The organism is Microbacterium sp. TNHR37B (assembly GCF_001620065.1).
Taxonomy (GTDB): Bacteria; Actinomycetota; Actinomycetes; order Actinomycetales; family Microbacteriaceae; genus Microbacterium.
This window is the reverse complement of sequence record NZ_LQGV01000003.1, coordinates 1326609-1343491: the sequence shown is the minus strand read 5'-3', so window position 1 is coordinate 1343491 and position 16883 is coordinate 1326609. Positions and strand designations below refer to the sequence as shown.

14 protein-coding genes are annotated in these 16883 nt (G+C 68.6%); 3 read left to right on the top strand and 11 right to left on the bottom strand.

Going from position 1 to position 16883, the window contains the following annotated elements; all coding sequences use genetic code 11:
- Positions 1 to 37: 37 nt before the first annotated feature.
- Positions 38 to 1027, bottom strand: coding sequence for a LacI family DNA-binding transcriptional regulator (locus AVP41_RS14185; RefSeq protein ID WP_067165684.1), 990 nt, complete (start codon positions 1025 to 1027; stop codon positions 38 to 40).
- Positions 1028 to 1187: 160 nt separating this feature from the next.
- On the opposite strand from AVP41_RS14185, the gene AVP41_RS14180 reads away from it, so the two are divergent.
- Positions 1188 to 2324 carry a glycoside hydrolase family 172 protein gene (locus tag AVP41_RS14180; RefSeq protein ID WP_067166070.1) on the top strand — a complete coding sequence of 379 codons (1137 nt, stop codon included), beginning with the start codon at positions 1188 to 1190 and terminating at the stop codon, positions 2322 to 2324.
- Positions 2325 to 2488: 164 nt separating this feature from the next.
- Positions 2489 to 4018 carry a DUF4185 domain-containing protein gene (locus tag AVP41_RS14175; protein WP_067165680.1) on the top strand — a complete coding sequence of 510 codons (1530 nt, stop codon included), beginning with the start codon at positions 2489 to 2491 and terminating at the stop codon, positions 4016 to 4018.
- A gap of 727 nt (positions 4019 to 4745) precedes the next feature.
- On the opposite strand, the gene AVP41_RS14170 is transcribed toward AVP41_RS14175, so the two are convergent.
- From AVP41_RS14170 to AVP41_RS14155, 4 genes are all read right to left on the bottom strand, one after another.
- Entirely contained in the window at positions 4746 to 5639 is an 894-nt protein-coding gene (locus tag AVP41_RS14170; protein WP_067165677.1) for a carbohydrate ABC transporter permease, read from the bottom strand.
- A 1-nt stretch (position 5640) separates the two neighbouring features.
- Complete coding sequence (locus tag AVP41_RS14165; RefSeq protein ID WP_231902767.1) at positions 5641 to 6609, bottom strand: carbohydrate ABC transporter permease; 969 nt, start codon at positions 6607 to 6609, stop codon at positions 5641 to 5643.
- Between the two features lie 67 nt (positions 6610 to 6676).
- On the bottom strand, positions 6677 to 8023 hold the full coding sequence (locus AVP41_RS14160) for an ABC transporter substrate-binding protein (protein ID WP_067165674.1): 1347 nt from the start codon (positions 8021 to 8023) through the stop codon (positions 6677 to 6679).
- 181 nt (positions 8024 to 8204) lie between these two features.
- A complete protein-coding gene (locus tag AVP41_RS14155; RefSeq protein ID WP_231902766.1) occupies positions 8205 to 9260 on the bottom strand; it encodes a DUF4185 domain-containing protein in 1056 nt (351 codons plus the stop codon).
- A 205-nt stretch (positions 9261 to 9465) separates the two neighbouring features.
- On the opposite strand from AVP41_RS14155, the gene AVP41_RS14150 reads away from it, so the two are divergent.
- Positions 9466 to 10440 (top strand): hypothetical protein, encoded by a 975-nt coding sequence (locus AVP41_RS14150; protein ID WP_067165670.1) that lies wholly within the window; start codon positions 9466 to 9468, stop codon positions 10438 to 10440.
- Between the two features lie 209 nt (positions 10441 to 10649).
- Here the strand turns inward: AVP41_RS14150 and AVP41_RS14145 are convergent, their stop codons facing one another.
- The 6 genes from AVP41_RS14145 to AVP41_RS14120 form a co-directional block, all read right to left on the bottom strand.
- A complete protein-coding gene (locus AVP41_RS14145) occupies positions 10650 to 11078 on the bottom strand; it encodes a heat shock protein transcriptional repressor HspR (RefSeq protein ID WP_067165668.1) in 429 nt (142 codons plus the stop codon).
- A 93-nt stretch (positions 11079 to 11171) separates the two neighbouring features.
- Positions 11172 to 12158 carry a DnaJ C-terminal domain-containing protein gene (locus tag AVP41_RS14140; protein WP_067165666.1) on the bottom strand — a complete coding sequence of 329 codons (987 nt, stop codon included), beginning with the start codon at positions 12156 to 12158 and terminating at the stop codon, positions 11172 to 11174.
- Between the two features lie 15 nt (positions 12159 to 12173).
- Entirely contained in the window at positions 12174 to 12815 is a 642-nt protein-coding gene (locus tag AVP41_RS14135; RefSeq protein WP_067165664.1) for a nucleotide exchange factor GrpE, read from the bottom strand.
- Between the two features lie 2 nt (positions 12816 to 12817).
- Positions 12818 to 14674 carry a molecular chaperone DnaK gene (dnaK, locus tag AVP41_RS14130; RefSeq protein ID WP_067165662.1) on the bottom strand — a complete coding sequence of 619 codons (1857 nt, stop codon included), beginning with the start codon at positions 14672 to 14674 and terminating at the stop codon, positions 12818 to 12820.
- A 276-nt stretch (positions 14675 to 14950) separates the two neighbouring features.
- Positions 14951 to 15871, bottom strand: coding sequence for a carbohydrate ABC transporter permease (locus AVP41_RS14125; protein WP_082829236.1), 921 nt, complete (start codon positions 15869 to 15871; stop codon positions 14951 to 14953).
- Positions 15868 to 16851 carry a carbohydrate ABC transporter permease gene (locus tag AVP41_RS14120; RefSeq protein WP_067165659.1) on the bottom strand — a complete coding sequence of 328 codons (984 nt, stop codon included), beginning with the start codon at positions 16849 to 16851 and terminating at the stop codon, positions 15868 to 15870. The genes AVP41_RS14125 and AVP41_RS14120 overlap by 4 nt, the downstream gene beginning before the upstream one ends.
- Positions 16852 to 16883: the final 32 nt, after the last annotated feature.

Sequence of the window (16883 nt, the reverse complement as noted above, 5' to 3'; positions counted from 1 at the left end):
CTACAACCGCACGAGACGGAATCGGGCGCGGTGGCCGTCAGTTCGATTCGACGAGACGCGCCGGCTGCATCTCGTTGCGGAGCACGACCGTCCGCGCGGGCTGATCGTCGCCGGCGATCCGCTCCAGAAGCAGCTTCGCCGCGGTCACTCCCATGTGCCGTGCGGGAAGACGCACCACCGTGACGGCCGACGGCGACAGGGTCGTGTAGGGCAGCGAACCCACCACCGCGACGCCGATCTTCGGCGGGGTGAGTCCGTGCTCGGTGAGCACCTGGATGGCGCCGACGCCGAGGAGGTTGTTGGCGGCGACGATCGCATCAGGCGGCTCGGGAAGGGCGAGGAGCTCCTCCATCACCGCGCGGCCGCCGTCGACGCGGAAGCTCGAGTAGCGCAGAAGTTCGGTGGGATCCGCCTCGGGAAAACTCCGCGCGATGACCGTCTGCCACCCCTGGGCGCGCTCGTACGCCGTCTCGATCTCCTGCGGACCCGTGATGCACGCGATCCGCCGGTACCCGGCCTGCACGAGGTTCTCGGTCGCCGCCTGTCCCGCCGTGCGGTTGGCCATGACCACGCCGTCGATGTCGTAGCCCGTGCCGCGGTCGACGGCAACGACCGGACGCCCCGCCGCCAGGAGGTCGTCGAGATTCGTGTGGTCGCTCGCGGCGGCGAGGATGACCCCCGCCATGTGCTCGGAGATGGCGATCTGGAGGTAGGTGGCCTCCTTCTCCAGCTGCGAGTCGGTGTTGCAGAGCACGACCGAGTAGCCCGCGCTCTGCGCGACGTCTTCCACGCCCCGGGCCAGCTCGGTGAAGTACGGGTTCTCGATGTCGGGGATCACGAGGGCGATGACCTCGGACTCCTGCTTGCGCAGTGTGCGCGCGGTCCGGTTCGGCGAGAACTTCAGCTGGCGGGCGGCTTCGCGCACGGCGCGCGTCTTCTCCTCCGAGACGCCCATCCCGTTGAAGACCCGGGACACCGTCGCCGGGGACACCCCGGCGGCGCGCGCGACTTCGTAGATCGTGGCCATCTCACCCACCTGCACCCTGCGCCGGCCCGCGTTGACATTGCCGGTCAGGCCACCCTACAGTGTGCTGCAACACTGTTGAAATCGATTCCAGATATTGTGGCGGCTCGACCGGTGCCTGATCGTGGAATCCCACCCGCTTCGCAACAAGGATGTGCACGTCATGACCACGACACCGAACTCCGATCTGTCCTCGCTCTCAGCCTTGCGCACGGTGCAGACCCGCTCGATCTCGCCCGAGAACTTCGACGGCTCTGCCGGTGGCGGCGGACGCGCGACCGAGGGCACCGGAGCCTCCTGCGCGCGCGATCTCGGTCCGGGGTGGAAGATCTCGCCCAGTGTCGACATCAAGGCGGGTGAGACGTTCGAGCTCGCGAACATCGCCGGCGGCGGGAAGATCACCCACATCTGGATCACGACCCACACCGACAACTGGCGCACCCTGCTGCTGCGGGCCTACTGGGACGGTGCCGAGGAACCGGCCGTCGAGGTGCCCTACGGCGACTTCTTCTGCAACGGCTGGGGCGTCTTCGCGCAGGTGAACTCGCAGACCATCGCCGCGAATCCGCACGGCGGGTTCAACTCCTACTGGCCGATGCCGTTTCGCACCGGCGCGCGTCTCACCGTCGAGAACACGTCGGTGGTCGATGTCCGCGTCTACTACCAGATCACGTACGAGACCGGCGGCGACTACACGAACGACGGCTACTTCCACGCGCAGTGGCGACGCTCGAATCCGCTGGAGGAGCTCGTCCCCCACACGATCGTCGAGGGCGTCGAAGGCCAGGGACAGTACGTGGGCACCTACATCGCCTGGGGGGTCAATTCCAACGGGTGGTGGGGCGAGGGTGAGATCAAGTTCTACCTCGACGACGACACCGACTACCCCACCATCTGTGGCACGGGCACCGAGGACTACTTCGGCGGCGCGTGGAACTTCGACATCCCCGGCAAGGGCTACACCGAGTTCTCCACGCCCTACCTGGGAATGCCGCAGGTGATCCGCCCCGACGGACTGTACGTGTCGCAGCAGCGGTTCGGGATGTACCGATGGCACCTGCTGGATCCCATCCACTTCGCAACGGGCCTGCCCAAGGTCGACATCCAGGCACTCGGGTGGCGCAGCGGCTGGCGATACCTGCCGCTGCGCGACGACATCGCCTCCACCGCCCTGTTCTACCTCGACCGCCCCACGGCGCGGCGACCGAAGACGCCGACGGCCGACGATCTGGAGGTTCACCTAGGAACCGCCCCGGTTCCCGACATCGGAGCCACGCCTCCGCGCGCGCCGCAGGACTGAACGGCCCCGCGTCCCGAACCTCTCCCGACCGATCAGACGATGCGCGCCCACCGCTCCCCGGAGCGGGCCCGAGGCGAGCGAGGAGTGCCCGAGGCGCCCGTGGCGGCGTCGCCGGGGTCGACCGTGCCCGCCGCCCGGCGGGCCGACACCAGAAGGAGAGTGCAATGACGCACCACAGAAGATGGATCGGGGCCGCCGCGATCGGGGGCCTCGTCCTGGCGGCGAGCGTGACGGCCGCTGGGCCGGCGCTGGCCACCCAGGCCCGCACCCCGGCGACGATCGTCGAGAAGATGACAGGCCCCGACGCGCCCAACAACACGTGGGGCCGGTGGGACATCAAGGGCACCGACCTCGGGATCATGTGGGACAACGGCGCCGGATCGGTGCTCGCCGCTTTCGGCGACACGTTCGGCAATGCGTGGACCGGTCCGGGCGGCGGCGCTCCGGCCAACGGGCACTGGCGCAGCAACGTGCTGCTCCGCTCGAGCGACCGCACCCTGGCCGACGGCATGCTGTTCGAGAGCGCACCGCAGACCCCCTCCGGCGCGGCGAAGGAGATCATCCCGTCGAAGAAGGTCAACGGCGATGAGATGACGACGATCCCGACCGCGGGCATCTCGGTGAGGGGGCGTCAGTATCTGTCGTTCATGTCGGTGAAGCAGTGGGGCGATCCCGGCTACTGGGACACCAACTACGCGGGAATCGCCTACTCCGACGACAACGGTGAGAACTGGACCGTCTCCGACACCCGCTGGCAGAACAACGCCGCCGGCGACGATCCGTTCCAGATGCAGGCCTATGCGCGCAAGGGTGGATACGTCTACGTGTTCGGCACCCAGAACGGACGCAATGGCCCCGCCTCCCTCGCCCGCGTTCCCGAGCGCAAGCTGCTCGACAAGAAGTCGTATCGCTACTGGAACGGGCGGTCGTGGAGCTCTCGCGAGGCCGACGCCCGGCCGATCATCGACGCGCCCGTGAGCGAGCTGTCGGTGCAGTACGACGCCTACAGCAAGCGGTTCCTCCTGATGACCCTCTCGGGCGAGGACATCGTCCTGCGCACCTCGAAGACCCCGCAGGGCCCCTGGACCGCGCCGCAGACGGTCGCGAGTTCCGCGGACTATCCGGGCCTGTACGGCGGGTACTTCCACCCGTGGAGCTCGAACGGCGAGCTGTACTTCGCGATGTCGCAGTGGAGCCCGTACAACGTGTACCTCATGCGGATGCAGATCGACCGCAGCGGCCGCATCGTCAATCCGAATCTCGTCACCAACCCCAGCTTCGAGCGGGCCGACGCGATCGGCGACGGCACCGACGGCACCTGGGCGTGCTCACCCAACTGCGGGATCGACGAGGCGCCGGCGAGCTCCTTCAGCGGCGATCACAACGCCTTCGTCCGCTACAACACGGGGTGGCGCAACATCTGGCAGAACGTGGCGGTGACACCGAAGACGAACTACCGCCTCACCGGGTGGGTGCGCACCTCGGTCAACAGCGATGCCGGCTTCTTCGGGGTGAGATCGACCGGAGGCGAGGTGATCTCCGAGGCGAACTTCGTCTCGGTCGGGCCGTGGACCAAGCTCACGGTCGACTTCTCGAGCGGTTCGCGCGACACCGTGCAGGTGTTCGCCGGGGTCTGGACCAACAGCGGTGACATCTGGCTGCAGGTGGACGACGTGGCGGTCGTCCGGCGCTGAGCGGCCTCCCGCCAGGCGCGGCTCCGGGGACGCTCCGGAGCACAACGGCGGATCAAACACACGACACCCCGGTGGAACCCACCCTCCACCGGGGTGTCGCCATGCGCCGTCCGCCATTGTGTCGGGCGGCCGGGGTGGGGCGGCGCGGACTGGATCCATGCTCGCGGCCGCGGATGCCGGGCTGAGGCAGGCGCGGGACGCTCCGGAGCACAACGGCGGATCAAACACACGACACCCCGGTGGAATCCACCCTCCACCGGGGTGTCGCCATCCGCGGTCCGCCATTGTGTCGGGCGCCGGTGGGCGGGTGCCGGTGCCGGGCCGCGGCCGGGAGCCGGTGCCAGTGCCGGGTTGGGGGGGTGGCGCGGACTGGATCCGGGCTCGCGGGCGCCGGGCTGAGCACGCGCCGGGCGCTCCCCGGGGCACAACGGCGGATCAGACGCACGACCCCCCGGTGGAATCCACCCTCCACCGGGGTGTCGCGGCGCGTAGTCCGCCGTTGTGTTCCGGGTACAGATCCGGGTGCCCGGCTACCGCACCGCCACCGTCCCGCCGCCGCACCGTCCCGGCTACCGCACCGCCACCGTCCCGGCTACCGCACCGCCACCGTCCCGCCGCCGCACCGTCCCGGCTACCGCACCGCCACCGTCCCGCACCGCCACGTCCCGGAACCGCCACGCCACGTCGCACAACCCCGGCCACCCCGGGAACCGCCGACGGAGTCCGGCTACTTCAGACCGGCCATCTTGATGTTGCCGATGATCTGACGCTGGAAGATGAGGAAGAGGATGATCACCGGCGCCGCGGCGAGGGTCGACCCCGCCATCAGCAGCCCCAGCTCGCTCGCCCGCTCGGACCGGAAGGTCGCGAGGTACTGCTGCACGACGAACCGCTCCGGGCTCGTGATGGTGAGGATCGGCCACACGTACGAGTTCCAGTACGCGAGGAACGACGTGATCCCCATCACGACGAACGGCGGCTTGGAGAGCGGGAGGAACAGGCGCCAGAAGATCGCGAACCGCCCGCAGCCGTCGAGCATCGCCGCCTCCTCGAGGCTCGACGGGATGCTCAGGTAGAACTGGCGGATGAAGAAGATCGTCGCGGCGCTCGCGGCCCCGGGGAGCACCAGCACGGCGAGACTGTCGAGCATCCCCAGCCGGGTGACGACGATGAAGCTCGTGAGCAGGATCGTCATCCCCGGGATGAACATCGTCGTGATGATCGTGACCCACAGCGTGCGCTTGAAGCGGAACTCGAGCCGGGCGAACGCGTAGGCGGCCAAGGAGTTGACGCTCAGGGAGAGGAGGGTGAACAGGACGGCGCCGAAGAACGTCCACGTCATCGTCCAGGCGAAGGTCGGATCGGCGAGGATCTGGACGTAGTTCTCCCACTTCCACACCTCGGGGAAGAACTGGAACGGAGTGGCGACGACTTCGGTGCGGGTCTTGAAGCCCGCGATCACCATCCACGCGAGCGGGAACAGCGCCAGGAGCACGAAGACCGCCCCGACCACCCCCTTGCCGATGGCGTAGAACCACCAGCTGCCGGTGCGCTGCGGGCGGCGACGGACGGGCGCCGCGGCGGGGGCGCTGTCGCGGGCGACGTCGGTGACGACGGCCATGTCAGTCCACCAGCCTTTCGGAGTTCACGAACTTGAACACGAGCGCCGACACGCTTCCCAGCACCACGAACAGCAGGAGTGCCGCGGCGATCGAGTAGCCCGCGTTGATGTCGTTGCGGAAGTGATTGAAGATGAAGAGGTTCGGCAGAGTGGTCGAATCGAGCGGCCCGCCCTGGGTCATGACGAGGGGCAGCTCGAATTGCTGGATCGCGGCGACGAAGCCGGTGATCAGGAGGTACAGCAGGATGTTCTTCAGCTGCGGGATGGTGATGAAGAAGGTCTTCTGCCACCAGTTGGCACCCTCCATCGCGGCCGCCTCGTAGTACTCGCCGGGGATGTCGACCATGCCGGCGACCATGATGAGCGAGGTCAGGCCCATGCCGAGCCAGATGGCCGGCACGGCGATCGCCAGCAGCGCCCACGACGGGTCGCCGATCCAGGCCACCGGGTCGATGCCGAAGGTCGCCAGGAGCGCGTTGAGGAGTCCCCCGGAATAGTCGTAGATGAGCGCGAAGACGATCGAGGCGATGACGGCCGAGATGATCGTCGGAATGTAGATGCTCACCTTCAGCAGGCTGGCGAAGCGGCGGGAGACCGCCACGACGAGACTCGCGAAGAGGAACGCGAGGACGAGCATGACCGGCACGGTCATCGCGACGAACGCGAAGCCGCGACCGATCGAGGCCCAGAACAGCGGGTCGGTCAGGACATTGACGTAGTTGCGCCAGCCGACGAACTCCGGGTCCTTGTAGAAGCTCCACTCCTGGAAGGAGAGGAAGGCCGCGTAGACGGCCGGCCAGATCACGAAGATCCCGAGCATGACGACGGCGGGAAGGATCATCAGGTAGGCGATCCTGCCGTCGCGCCGCGGCGGCCGCACCGGCCTCGCCGTGCGCCGCCGGCCCGTGCGCGTCGCGGGCATGAGCGCCACCTCGGCGGCGGGCGTCGCCACCTGCTGCGTCCCGGTCATCTGTCACCCCATCCGTGAGTCGTTGCGGTTCGGGGGCCGGCGCACCGGCCCCCGAACCCGTCAGACGCTAGTTCTTCGGTGCCTTGCTGGGAAGGTCCTGCTGCTGGATCACCTTGGCGATCGCGTCCTCGGCCGTCTTGACGGCGGCTTCGGGTGTGGCGGCACCCTTCATGACCGACTCCATCGCCGTTCCGACGGCCAGGGAGACATCCCACGGGTAGGTCGGCTCAGGGATGGCGGTCGGGGCGATGTCGTTGACGATGACACCCGACCACGGTGCATCGGCGGCCTCGTCACTGGCGGCCACGGCGTCCTGCACGGAGGTACGCACCGGCACCTTCGTGAACTGCGTGTCGACGAAGAAGGGCACGACGTTCTGCGGGTCACCGGCGATCGCCCACTCCAGGAAGGCGCCGGCGGCGTCGGCGTTCTTCGACTTGGCGTCGACGACCCACTTGAAGTTGCCGAGAGTGGTGGCGGTGCGACCGGTCGAGCCCGTGGCGTCGGGGAAGGCCCCGATGCCGGTCTTGGCGAGCAGGTCGGGGTAGTCGGAGCCGATCTCCGACATCATCCACGAGCCGGACACCTTGAAGGCGACCTTCTTCTCACCGAAGTCCTTGCCCTCGACATAGGCGGCGAGCGCCTGCTTGGGCATGTAGCCGTTGTCCCAGAGCTTCTTGTAGTTGGCCATGAGGTCGGCGTAGCCCGCGTCGTTGATGTTCGGCGCGGTCCAGTCGTCGGTGAGGGCCGTGTGCCCGGAGAAGTTGAACTGCTGCCCGACCGTCGACCACGCGAAGGTGACGGCGTCACTGGCCGGGGAGATGCAGTACTGGCCCTTGTCGAGGGTCGGCTGGATCGCGGCGCACGCGGCGAGCAGCTCGTCCCAGGTGGCGGGACCCTTCTCGGCGTCCAATCCCGCGGCGCTGACCATGTCCTTGTTCCAGAACAGCACGGTCTGGGGTTCCAGCAGCAGCGGGTAGGCGTAATAGGTGTCACCGATCGCCGAGACGGGCTTGGCCGCGTCGATGATCTGGCCGAGCGCGTCGTCGGAGACGATGCCGTTCAGCTCGTGGAGCTGTCCCGCGTTCACGGCGTCTTGGATGGACCCGGAGTGCGTGTAGATGTCGGGCGCCTTGCCGGCGGCCTGCGCGGCCTTCATCTTCTGGTCCCACGCGTCGGCGGGCACCTCGGTGTCGACGACCTTCACCTTGTCCTGCGCGGCGTTGAACTTCTTCACGATGCCGGCGTACCACTCGTTCTCGGCCGGCGTGAACGTGCGGTGCCAGAACTGGATGGTGGTGACGCCGTCGGAGCCGGTGTCGCCGGGGTTTCCTCCGGCGCACCCGGCCAGCAGCGTGCCTGCCGCGACCGTGGCGACGAACGCCGCCGCGAGCCGAGCCTTCCTTGTGTACATTCGCTCCTCCTCAGGAACTCGACGCGCCCATGCGTCGTTGCTGTGTCCGGCATCGCTGTCGATGCGGTGCCGAGGCGGGTATGTCGGGCGGATCGCCGTCGACCTCGTCGAAAGCCACCATAGGCGAAATCGATTTCAAGCGCAATTGCCGTTCCTGGCAGTCACCCGAGTGCCCGGCGGATCAGTCCGCGCGTTCGAGGTCGAGGGAGAACCAGAACACGTTGTACGGCCCCCAGAGCGACATCGTGAAGTAGAGCCGGCGACCCCCGTCGTCGACGTAACGCGGATGGAGGTACGGCGCATAGAGCCCGGGGTAGTCCGACGGCGCGGCGATCTGGATCGGCTCACCCCACGGACCCCACGGAGACAACCCCTCGCGGATGTAGGCACTGCCCCCATCCGAGTAGGTCATCACCCACCGCTCGAGGTAGCTCGACCACATCACCGACAGCTCGCCGATCGTGCCCGCCAGGACGGTCTCGGCGGCTGCCTCGTCGGGCGACCACCGGGCCCCGCCCTCCTCGTCCGCGCCGGCGAAGTACTCGTACGCCGAGGGGTCCTCCACCGCTGCCGTCGATGCCCGCACCCGCATCAGCTGCACGTCGCCGAAGCGCCCGGCGGGGATGCCCCAGAGATACACGTAGTCCGCACCGTCCTCGGAGACGAGGGCGCTCGCCACCTGCACGAAGTTCGAGGTGCCCGCCCAGCGAGGCGCCGCGAGAGGCTCCCACGAACGCCCGCCGTCGATCGATCGGGCAAGGCCCGCGTAGGCCGCCTCCCAGGCGCCGGGCTCTCCCCAGAACGACACCGACATGTACGAGAGATAGAGCGCCTCGCCCACGGCGAAGCCGCCCGTGGGGATCTTCGTCACCTCGCCGGTTCCGTCGTTGGCATCGTGCTCGCCCTCGACCAGCGCCTCCGCGAGCCCGAGGTCGTCGGCGGGCGCCCAGCCATCGAACGTGATGCCGTCGGACGGGTCGTCGTCGGTCGTCCATGCCGACACATTCGACCGCCAAAAGCCGCCCTGTGCTCCCACTGCGTCGGGCGCTCGATCGCCGAAGGTGTCGCCGAACACGAACAGCGTGCGGTCGCCGGCGGCCAGCATCCAGCCGAGATCGGTGCCGGCGACTCCGGCCGCCGGAGTGTCGTTGATCCCGTCCGGTCCGGTCAGCTGGGCGATCTGGGTGACCCCGCTCACTCCGGTCAAGACGAACGGGGCATCGAGGTCTGCATGCATCGGTGTCGGGTCGTCTGGGGATGGGGCGCAGGCACTGATCGCCACCGCCAGCGCGACCCCTCCCGCCGAGGCCCACCACCGCCGAGGATGCGGTCGCGACCGCCGGGGCGGGCGGGACGTCGGGCCACCGAGGAACTGCTCGTGCATCCGCATGCGGGCACGCTAGCATGAAATCGATTCCATGATTCCTGGCCCTCGGAGCGACATGTCACCGTCGACAGAACCGACCCTCCCCCCGCCCACCTCTGCCGAGTGGATCCGCCCCCGCCGCGGCCTGGGAGACGAGCCGCGCTGGGGACTGCCCGGCGCGCTGCAGGTGGGCCTCCCTCCCACTCCCGGGCCGCGCGGGCTGCTTCGGATCTTCACGCCGTACCTCGACCACCCGCACGAGCGGCTCATCAACTTCGTCGCGATCGAGCCCATCCCCGACGGCGCCACCGCGCGCGGGTTCTCGGAACTCGAGCCGAGCACGCTCGACCCCGGTCAGGCCGGCAAACGGCTGTGGTCGGCGAACACGTTCGAGGACGCCGCCGTTCCCGGCGACCCGTCCGCGCCGGCGTCGGGAGTGATCGACGAGGTCGACGGGAACCCGCGCCTGACCGTGTGGGTGGGCGTCGAGCGCTTCGACAACGGCGCGGACGTCGCGGTACGCGTGCGCCTCCGCGCCGACCGCCCACACGAGGTCGAGCTCGCCGGGTTCGCGCGCGACAGCTCGGTGCCCCTCGCCCACCTCGTCCTCACGGCGACGATGGGCAACTGGGCTCGGCTCCGCGAGCTCCACTTGGCCGACCGTGTCGTGCATCCACGCGAGCTGTGGCCCGGCTTCACGCGCACCGACTTCACCGAGCACGCCCGGTTCCCGCTGCCTCTCCTCGCGCGGGACGGCAACGCCGCCGTCGTCACGGCGACGGGCGACGAGCGTGATCCGCTCTCGGTGACCTACGCTGACGACACCCACGCGCACTGGCGTTTCGAAGGGCGTCGCGCCAGGCAGGGATGGCGCGTCGACGACCCGCACCCGGCCCTCGTGGCGCAGGTGAATGGGCGCTGGGCGTACTGGGCGAGCGCGTCGCCGATCCCCGGCGGTGTCGCCTACGAGAACCTCGAAATCGTCGAACCGTTCCGCCAGGGCGCCGCCCTCCGGTTCTTCGTCGATCCCCTGGACGACACCGCCTCCTGACACCCGGGCCCCGTCGCCCCGGCCCGTGCACAGCGCCGCCCGTGCACAGCGCCGCCGGTGCACAGCGCCGCCCGTGCACAATGGCGGATCCGCGGGCCGACACGCCGGACCGCACGCGTCGCGCACCCGCGTGTCGCTTCTCACGTCCGCCGTTGTGCACGACGGACAGGGTGACACGGGAAGCCGCGAACGCGTCCGGACGGGCCGGGCTACTCTTCCAGCGGCGGGCGCCAGACGACGACCTCGGTGGCACGCCGCACGCGGGTGCCATGCCGGAGGGTGACGACCGAACCGGTGGCACCAGCGGCGAAGACGCGGGCACCGCGGCGCTGATCCACCTCGTCGCGGAGGCGCTGCTCGAGGTCGTCGACGTGCCGACGGAGCGTGCGCACCTGGTTCTCGAGCTCGATGATCCGGGAGATCGCGGGAAGGCTCATGCCCTCGGCCGAGAGGGCGGCCACCTCACGCAACTGCTTGACGTGACGGAGGGAGTACCGGCGCGACCCTCCCTGCGTGCGCCCCGGCACCACGAGCCCGAGACGGTCGTACTGCCGAAGGGTCTGCGGATGCAGGCCCGACAGCTCCGCCGCCGCCGCGATCGCGAAGATCGGCGTCTCTTCATCGACCTCGTCGGTCATGATCGCCTCCTTCTGTCGAGTGTCCCTGCGAACAGTGTGCCTACCCGGCGTGTGCCTACGAGAAGCGCAGCCGCGAAAGCGGAACCCCTGCGCCTACTCCTTGGCCTTGCTCATGAGGTCTGCGCGCGGGTTCTCCTTCGGCTCCAGCTCGTGGAACCTCTCCAGCGCTTCGCGCGCGCGGTCGTCGAGGTGCGCCGGAACGGCCACCTGCACCTCGGCGAGGAGGTCACCGGTTCCCTTGGACGACTGCACTCCGCGTCCCTTGACCCGCAGCACCCGCCCCGAGGGGGTCCCCGGCGCCACGCGCAGCTTGACGGGATCGCCGCCGAGCGTGGGCACCTCGATCGTGGCGCCCAGGGCCGCCTCGGTGAAGGTCACCGGGACGGTGACGCGGAGATTGAGTCCGTCGCGCGTGAACACCGGATGCGGCCGCACCGTCACCGAGACCACGATGTCGCCGGACTCACCCCCGTCGGGCGAGGGACGCCCGCGGCCGCGCAGACGGATCTTCTGCCCGTCGGAGACGCCGGCGGGGATCTTGACCTTGAACGGCTTGCCGTCCTCGCCCTGGAGGGTGATCGTCTCGCCCTTGACCGCCGTCTGGAAGTCGAGCGTCGTGCGGGCCGTCACGTCGGCCCCGCGCTGCGGACCACCGAAGCCGCGGAAGCCTCCCGTGGGCTGCCCGAAGCGTCCCGAACCGAACCGCCCGCCGGTCTGCTCGCCGAACATCGCGAACAGGTCGTCGAAGTCGGCTTGCGAGGATCCTCCCCGCCCGAAGCGGCTGAAGACGTCCTCGAAGCCACCGGCACCACCGGGACCGGGCGCCTGGAACCGGGCGCTGCCCGACCCCATCGCGCGGATCTGGTCGTACTCCTCGCGCTGCTCCTTGTCGCTCAGCACGGCGTACGCCTCGCTGATCTCCTTGAACTTCGCCTCGGCCGCGGGGTCACCCTGCGTCGAGTCGGGGTGGTACTGACGCGCCAGCTTGCGGTACGTCTTCTTCAGATCGGCGTCGGAGACGTCCTTGGCGACACCCAGGACCTTGTAGAAGTCCTTGTCGAACCAGTCCTGACTGGCCATACCCCTCCTCTCGACCTACTCGACCGGAACGGCGACGACGACCTTCGCGGGGCGAAGCTCGGTGGCGCCCAGACGGTAACCGATCTCGACGACCTCGAGGATCGTCGGGGTCTCGGTGCCGGGGGTGGGTGCCTGGAAGATCGCCTCGTGCTGCTGCGGGTCGAAGGCCTCACCGGCAGCGCCGTAGGTCTCGACTCCCATGCGGGTCACCACGGCGCGGAGCTTCTCGGCGATCGCGAGGAGAGCGGAGCCCTCCACGAGGTCGCCGTGCTTCTCGGCGCGGTCCAGGTCGTCGAGCACGGGCAGCAGGCCCTTGGCCACGGCGCCCTTCGCGCGCTCGACCTCGACCTCGCGCTGCTCCTCGGTGCGGCGACGATAGTTGGCGTACTCGGCCTGGAGGCGCTTGAGGTCGAGGAGGAGGTCGTGCTCCTCCTCGGGCGCTTCGGCCACCGCCGCCTCATCGGACTGTGCCGTGCCCAGGATGTCGTCGATCGTCAGTTCGTCCGCATCGTCCGCGGCGCCCTCCTGCGGGGAAGGGGCTGGCTCCTGGCCAGCCCCTTCCGCCTCGGAGGACTGCGTCTCGTCGCGGGCGCCTGCGGCGTCCTCGCTCGGCGACCGTTCGTCGCCGGCCGACTCGTCGAAGTCCTTGTTCGTCATGGTTACTTCTTCTCGTCCTCGTCGTCCACGACCTCCGCGTCCACGACGTCCTCCTCCGAGGATGCCGCGTCGGGGGCCGGCTCGTCCTGCGGAGCCGACGCCTCGGCCTGCGACGAGGCGTAGATGGCTTCGCCGAGCTTGGTCTGCGACGCGTTCAGCTTGTCGAACGCGTCCTTGACCGTGTCGTCGTTGTCACCGGCGAGCGCCGTCTTGAGCGCGTCGACGTCGCCCTGCACCTCGGTCTTGACGTCGTCGGGCAGCTTGTCGGCGTTGTCGGCGATGAGCTTCTCGATCGAGTACGCGAGCGTCTCGGCCTGGTTGCGGACCTCGGCAGCCTCGCGGCGCTTCTTGTCCTCGGCCGCGTGCTCCTCGGCCTCACGGACCATCCGCTCGATGTCGTCCTTGGCCAGCGACGAGCCGCCGGTGATCGTCATCGACTGCTCCTTGCCGGTGCCCTTGTCCTTGGCGGACACGTGCACGATGCCGTTCGCGTCGATATCGAAGGTGACCTCGATCTGCGGGATCCCGCGGGGTGCGGGCGCGATGCCGGTGAGCTCGAACGTGCCCAGCGGCTTGTTGTCGCGCGTGAAGTCCCGCTCGCCCTGGAACACCTGGATCGCGACGGACGGCTGGTTGTCGTCGGCGGTCGTGAAGGTCTCGCTGCGCTTGGTCGGGATGGCGGTGTTGCGCTCGATGAGCTTGGTCATGATGCCACCCTTGGTCTCGATGCCGAGGCTCAGCGGGGTGACGTCGATGAGCAGCACGTCCTTGCGCTCACCCTTGAGGACACCGGCCTGCAGGGCGGCACCGACGGCGACGACCTCGTCCGGGTTCACGCCCTTGTTGGGCTCCTTGCCGGTCTCGCGCTTGACGAGCTCGCTCACGGCGGGCATACGCGTGGACCCACCGACGAGCACGATGTGGTCGATGTCGGCGACCTTGATGCCGGCCTCGCGGATGACGTCGTCGAAGGGCTTCTTGGTGCGGTCGAGGAGGTCCTTGGTGAGGTCCTCGAACTTGGCGCGGGTCAGCGTCTCCGACAGCGAGACGGGGCCGGAGTCGGTCAGCGACAGGTAGGGCAGGTTGATGCTGGTCGAGGTCGAGCTCGACAGCTCCTTCTTCGCCTGCTCCGCGGCTTCCTTCAGACGCTGGAGGGCGATCTTGTCGCCCGAGACGTCGACACCGGTCGTGTCCTTGAACTGCTTGATGAGGTAGTCGACGATCCGCTGGTCCCAGTCGTCGCCACCGAGGCGGTTGTCACCCGCGGTCGCGCGCACCTGGATCGTGGAGAAGTCGTCGTCCTTGCCCACCTCGAGCAGCGAGACGTCGAACGTTCCGCCTCCGAGGTCGAAGACCAGGATGAGCTCGTCTTCCTTGCCCTTGTCGAGCCCGTACGCGAGGGCCGCGGCGGTCGGCTCGTTGATGATGCGGAGGACGTTCAGCCCCGCGATCTCGCCGGCCTCCTTCGTGGCCTGGCGCTCGGCATCGTTGAAGTACGCCGGGACGGTGATGACCGCGTCGGTCACGGTGTCGCCGAGGTACTGCTCAGCGTCCCGCTTGAGCTTCTGGAGGATGCGCGCCGAGATCTCCTGCGGCGTGTAGTTCTTGCCGTCGATCGACTGCGTCTTCCAGTCGGTGCCCATGTGGCGCTTGACGGAGGTGAGGGTGCGGTCGACGTTGGTGACGGCCTGGCGCTTGGCGGTCTCGCCGACCAGCACCTCGCCGTCCTTCGTGAACGCGACGACCGAGGGGGTCGTGCGGAAGCCTTCGGCGTTGGCGATGACCTTGGGCTCGCCGCCCTCGAGGACGGAGACGACGGAGTTCGTCGTTCCGAGGTCGATGCCTACTGCGCGTGCCATGTGTGTGTCCTTTCGTGGAACGGAATCAGAGAAACCTGTGGATATTGAGCCCTGCCGACTCAACTTCGATCCGCGTTCCACGATAGCCCCGGCACCCGCACCTGTCAAACCAACTTGATACGCCTCATATCAACTTTCCAGCCTCCCTCCCCGTCCCTTTCCCCTCCCCCGCCCCGTCCCGTCCCCCCCACCCCACGACGCCGAGTGTCCACGACGCGCCGCGACGGGAGGGCCGGCGGCGGCGTGTCGTGGACACTCGGGAGGGTGAAGCGGGGGTCAGCCCTTCACACCGGTGGAGGCGATGCCCTGCACGAACACCCGCTGGGTGAGGAGGAACACCAGAAGCGTCGGGATCGAGGCGATCAGGGTGCCGGCGAGCACGACGTTGCGATAGTCGAAGCTCATCGTGTAGGCCATGAGCCGGTTGACCGTGAGCACCACGGGGTACAGCTCCTCCGACTTCAGCAGCGAGACCGGCCAGAGGAAGTTGTTCCAGGCGTAGACGAACATGAACACGCCGAGGGTCACCAGTGCCGGCTTGATCAGCGGCACCACGAACTGCACCACGATGCGCACCTCGCCCGCGCCGTCCATGCGCGCCGCCTCGATGAGCTCGTCGGGGACCCCCATGATGAACTGGCGCATCAGGAAGATACCGAACGCGTTCGCCAACCACGGCAGCATCACGCCGAGGTGGGTGTCGGCGAGGCCGAGCGAGCTGACCATCGAGTACAACGGCACGAGGGTGACCACCGGCGGCAGGAACATCGTCGCGATGATGGACCAGAACAGCGCATCGCGTCCGCGGAAGGAGTGCTTCGCGAACACGTAGCCGGCGAAGACGCTCGTCACGAGCACCGACAGCGTGCTCCCGCCCGCGATGATGATGCTGTTGAGGAGCGACTGCCCGAACGGCGCCTCGGTGAGGGCGACGCCCATCTGTGAGAGCGTCGGGTCGGACGGGAACCAGGTCGGCGGGATCTGCGAGAACTCCTGCGGGGTCTTGAACGAGGAGATCACGAGCCAGTACAGCGGGAACAGCGGCACGAGCACCACGCCCACGAGCACGGCGTAGAGCACGACCCGCTGGGCGACGGCCTTCGGCGAGCGCCGCCGGGCCGGAAGCGCGGGGCCGGAGCGGCGGAGCGCCGAGCCCCGCCGGTCACGCGGGCGGAGGAGGGTCTCGGTGGCGGTCATTTCTTCCTCCGGGTGACGATGACGACGACGGCGCCGACGAGCACGACGATCATCAGCAGCGAGACCGACAGGGCCGCCGCGTCACCGGCCTTGTTGTACTCGAAGGCGGCCCGCTGGATCTCGTACGAGAGCACGTTGGTCGCGTTGGCAGGGCCGCCGCGGGTGAGGAGATAGATCGGATCGAAGACCTGGATCGAGTTGACGATCGTCATCAGCACGACGAACAGGAGGGTCGGCCGCAGCAAGGGGATCGTGACCGACCACGTCTGCCGGAGGATGCCGGCGCCGTCGATCTTCGCGGCCTCGTACAGCTCCTCCGGGATCTGGGTGAGACCGGCGGTCAAGAGGATCACGTAGTAGCCGAGCATCTGCCAGACGTTGAAGACGACGACCGAGACCAGCGCGAGCTTGGGATCACTGAGCCAGCCCGGCGCGGGAAGACCCAGCGCGGTGAAGGCCGCCGAGAACGGGCCGTAGCCCGGGGCGTAGAGGTTTCCCCACACGATCACCACCGCGATGGTGGGGATCACGTAGGTCGCGAACAGCGCGACCCTCACGACCCCCGCGCCCCGCAGCTTCGGGAAGTACAGCAGCATCGCCACGAGTGCCGCGAGGGGCACCGTGAAGACGACCGACAGCACGACGTACGCGATCGTGTTCCAGATCGCCTGCATGCGCGTCGTGTTGGCCAGCAGCGACTCGTAGTTGCGCAGCCCCACGTACTCCCAGTCGCCCAGCGGACGGAACACGGACCAGTCGGTGAAGCTGATCACCACGGTGATCAGCAGCGGCACGACCGTGAACACGCCGATGATCAGCAGGGTGGGGCTCAGGAACAGCCCCGACCAGAAGTGCTCGACCTTCCGGCGGTGGGTCAGGGTACGCCCGCGGCGCGGCGCCCGCGTGCCCGGCGGGCGTCGAGCCTGGTCGCCCTGCGGGCCGGGAGCCTGCGGGCCGGGATGGAGGGTGGCGGAGACCATGGGTGAGGTACCTCGGAGATGGCGGGAGGGGC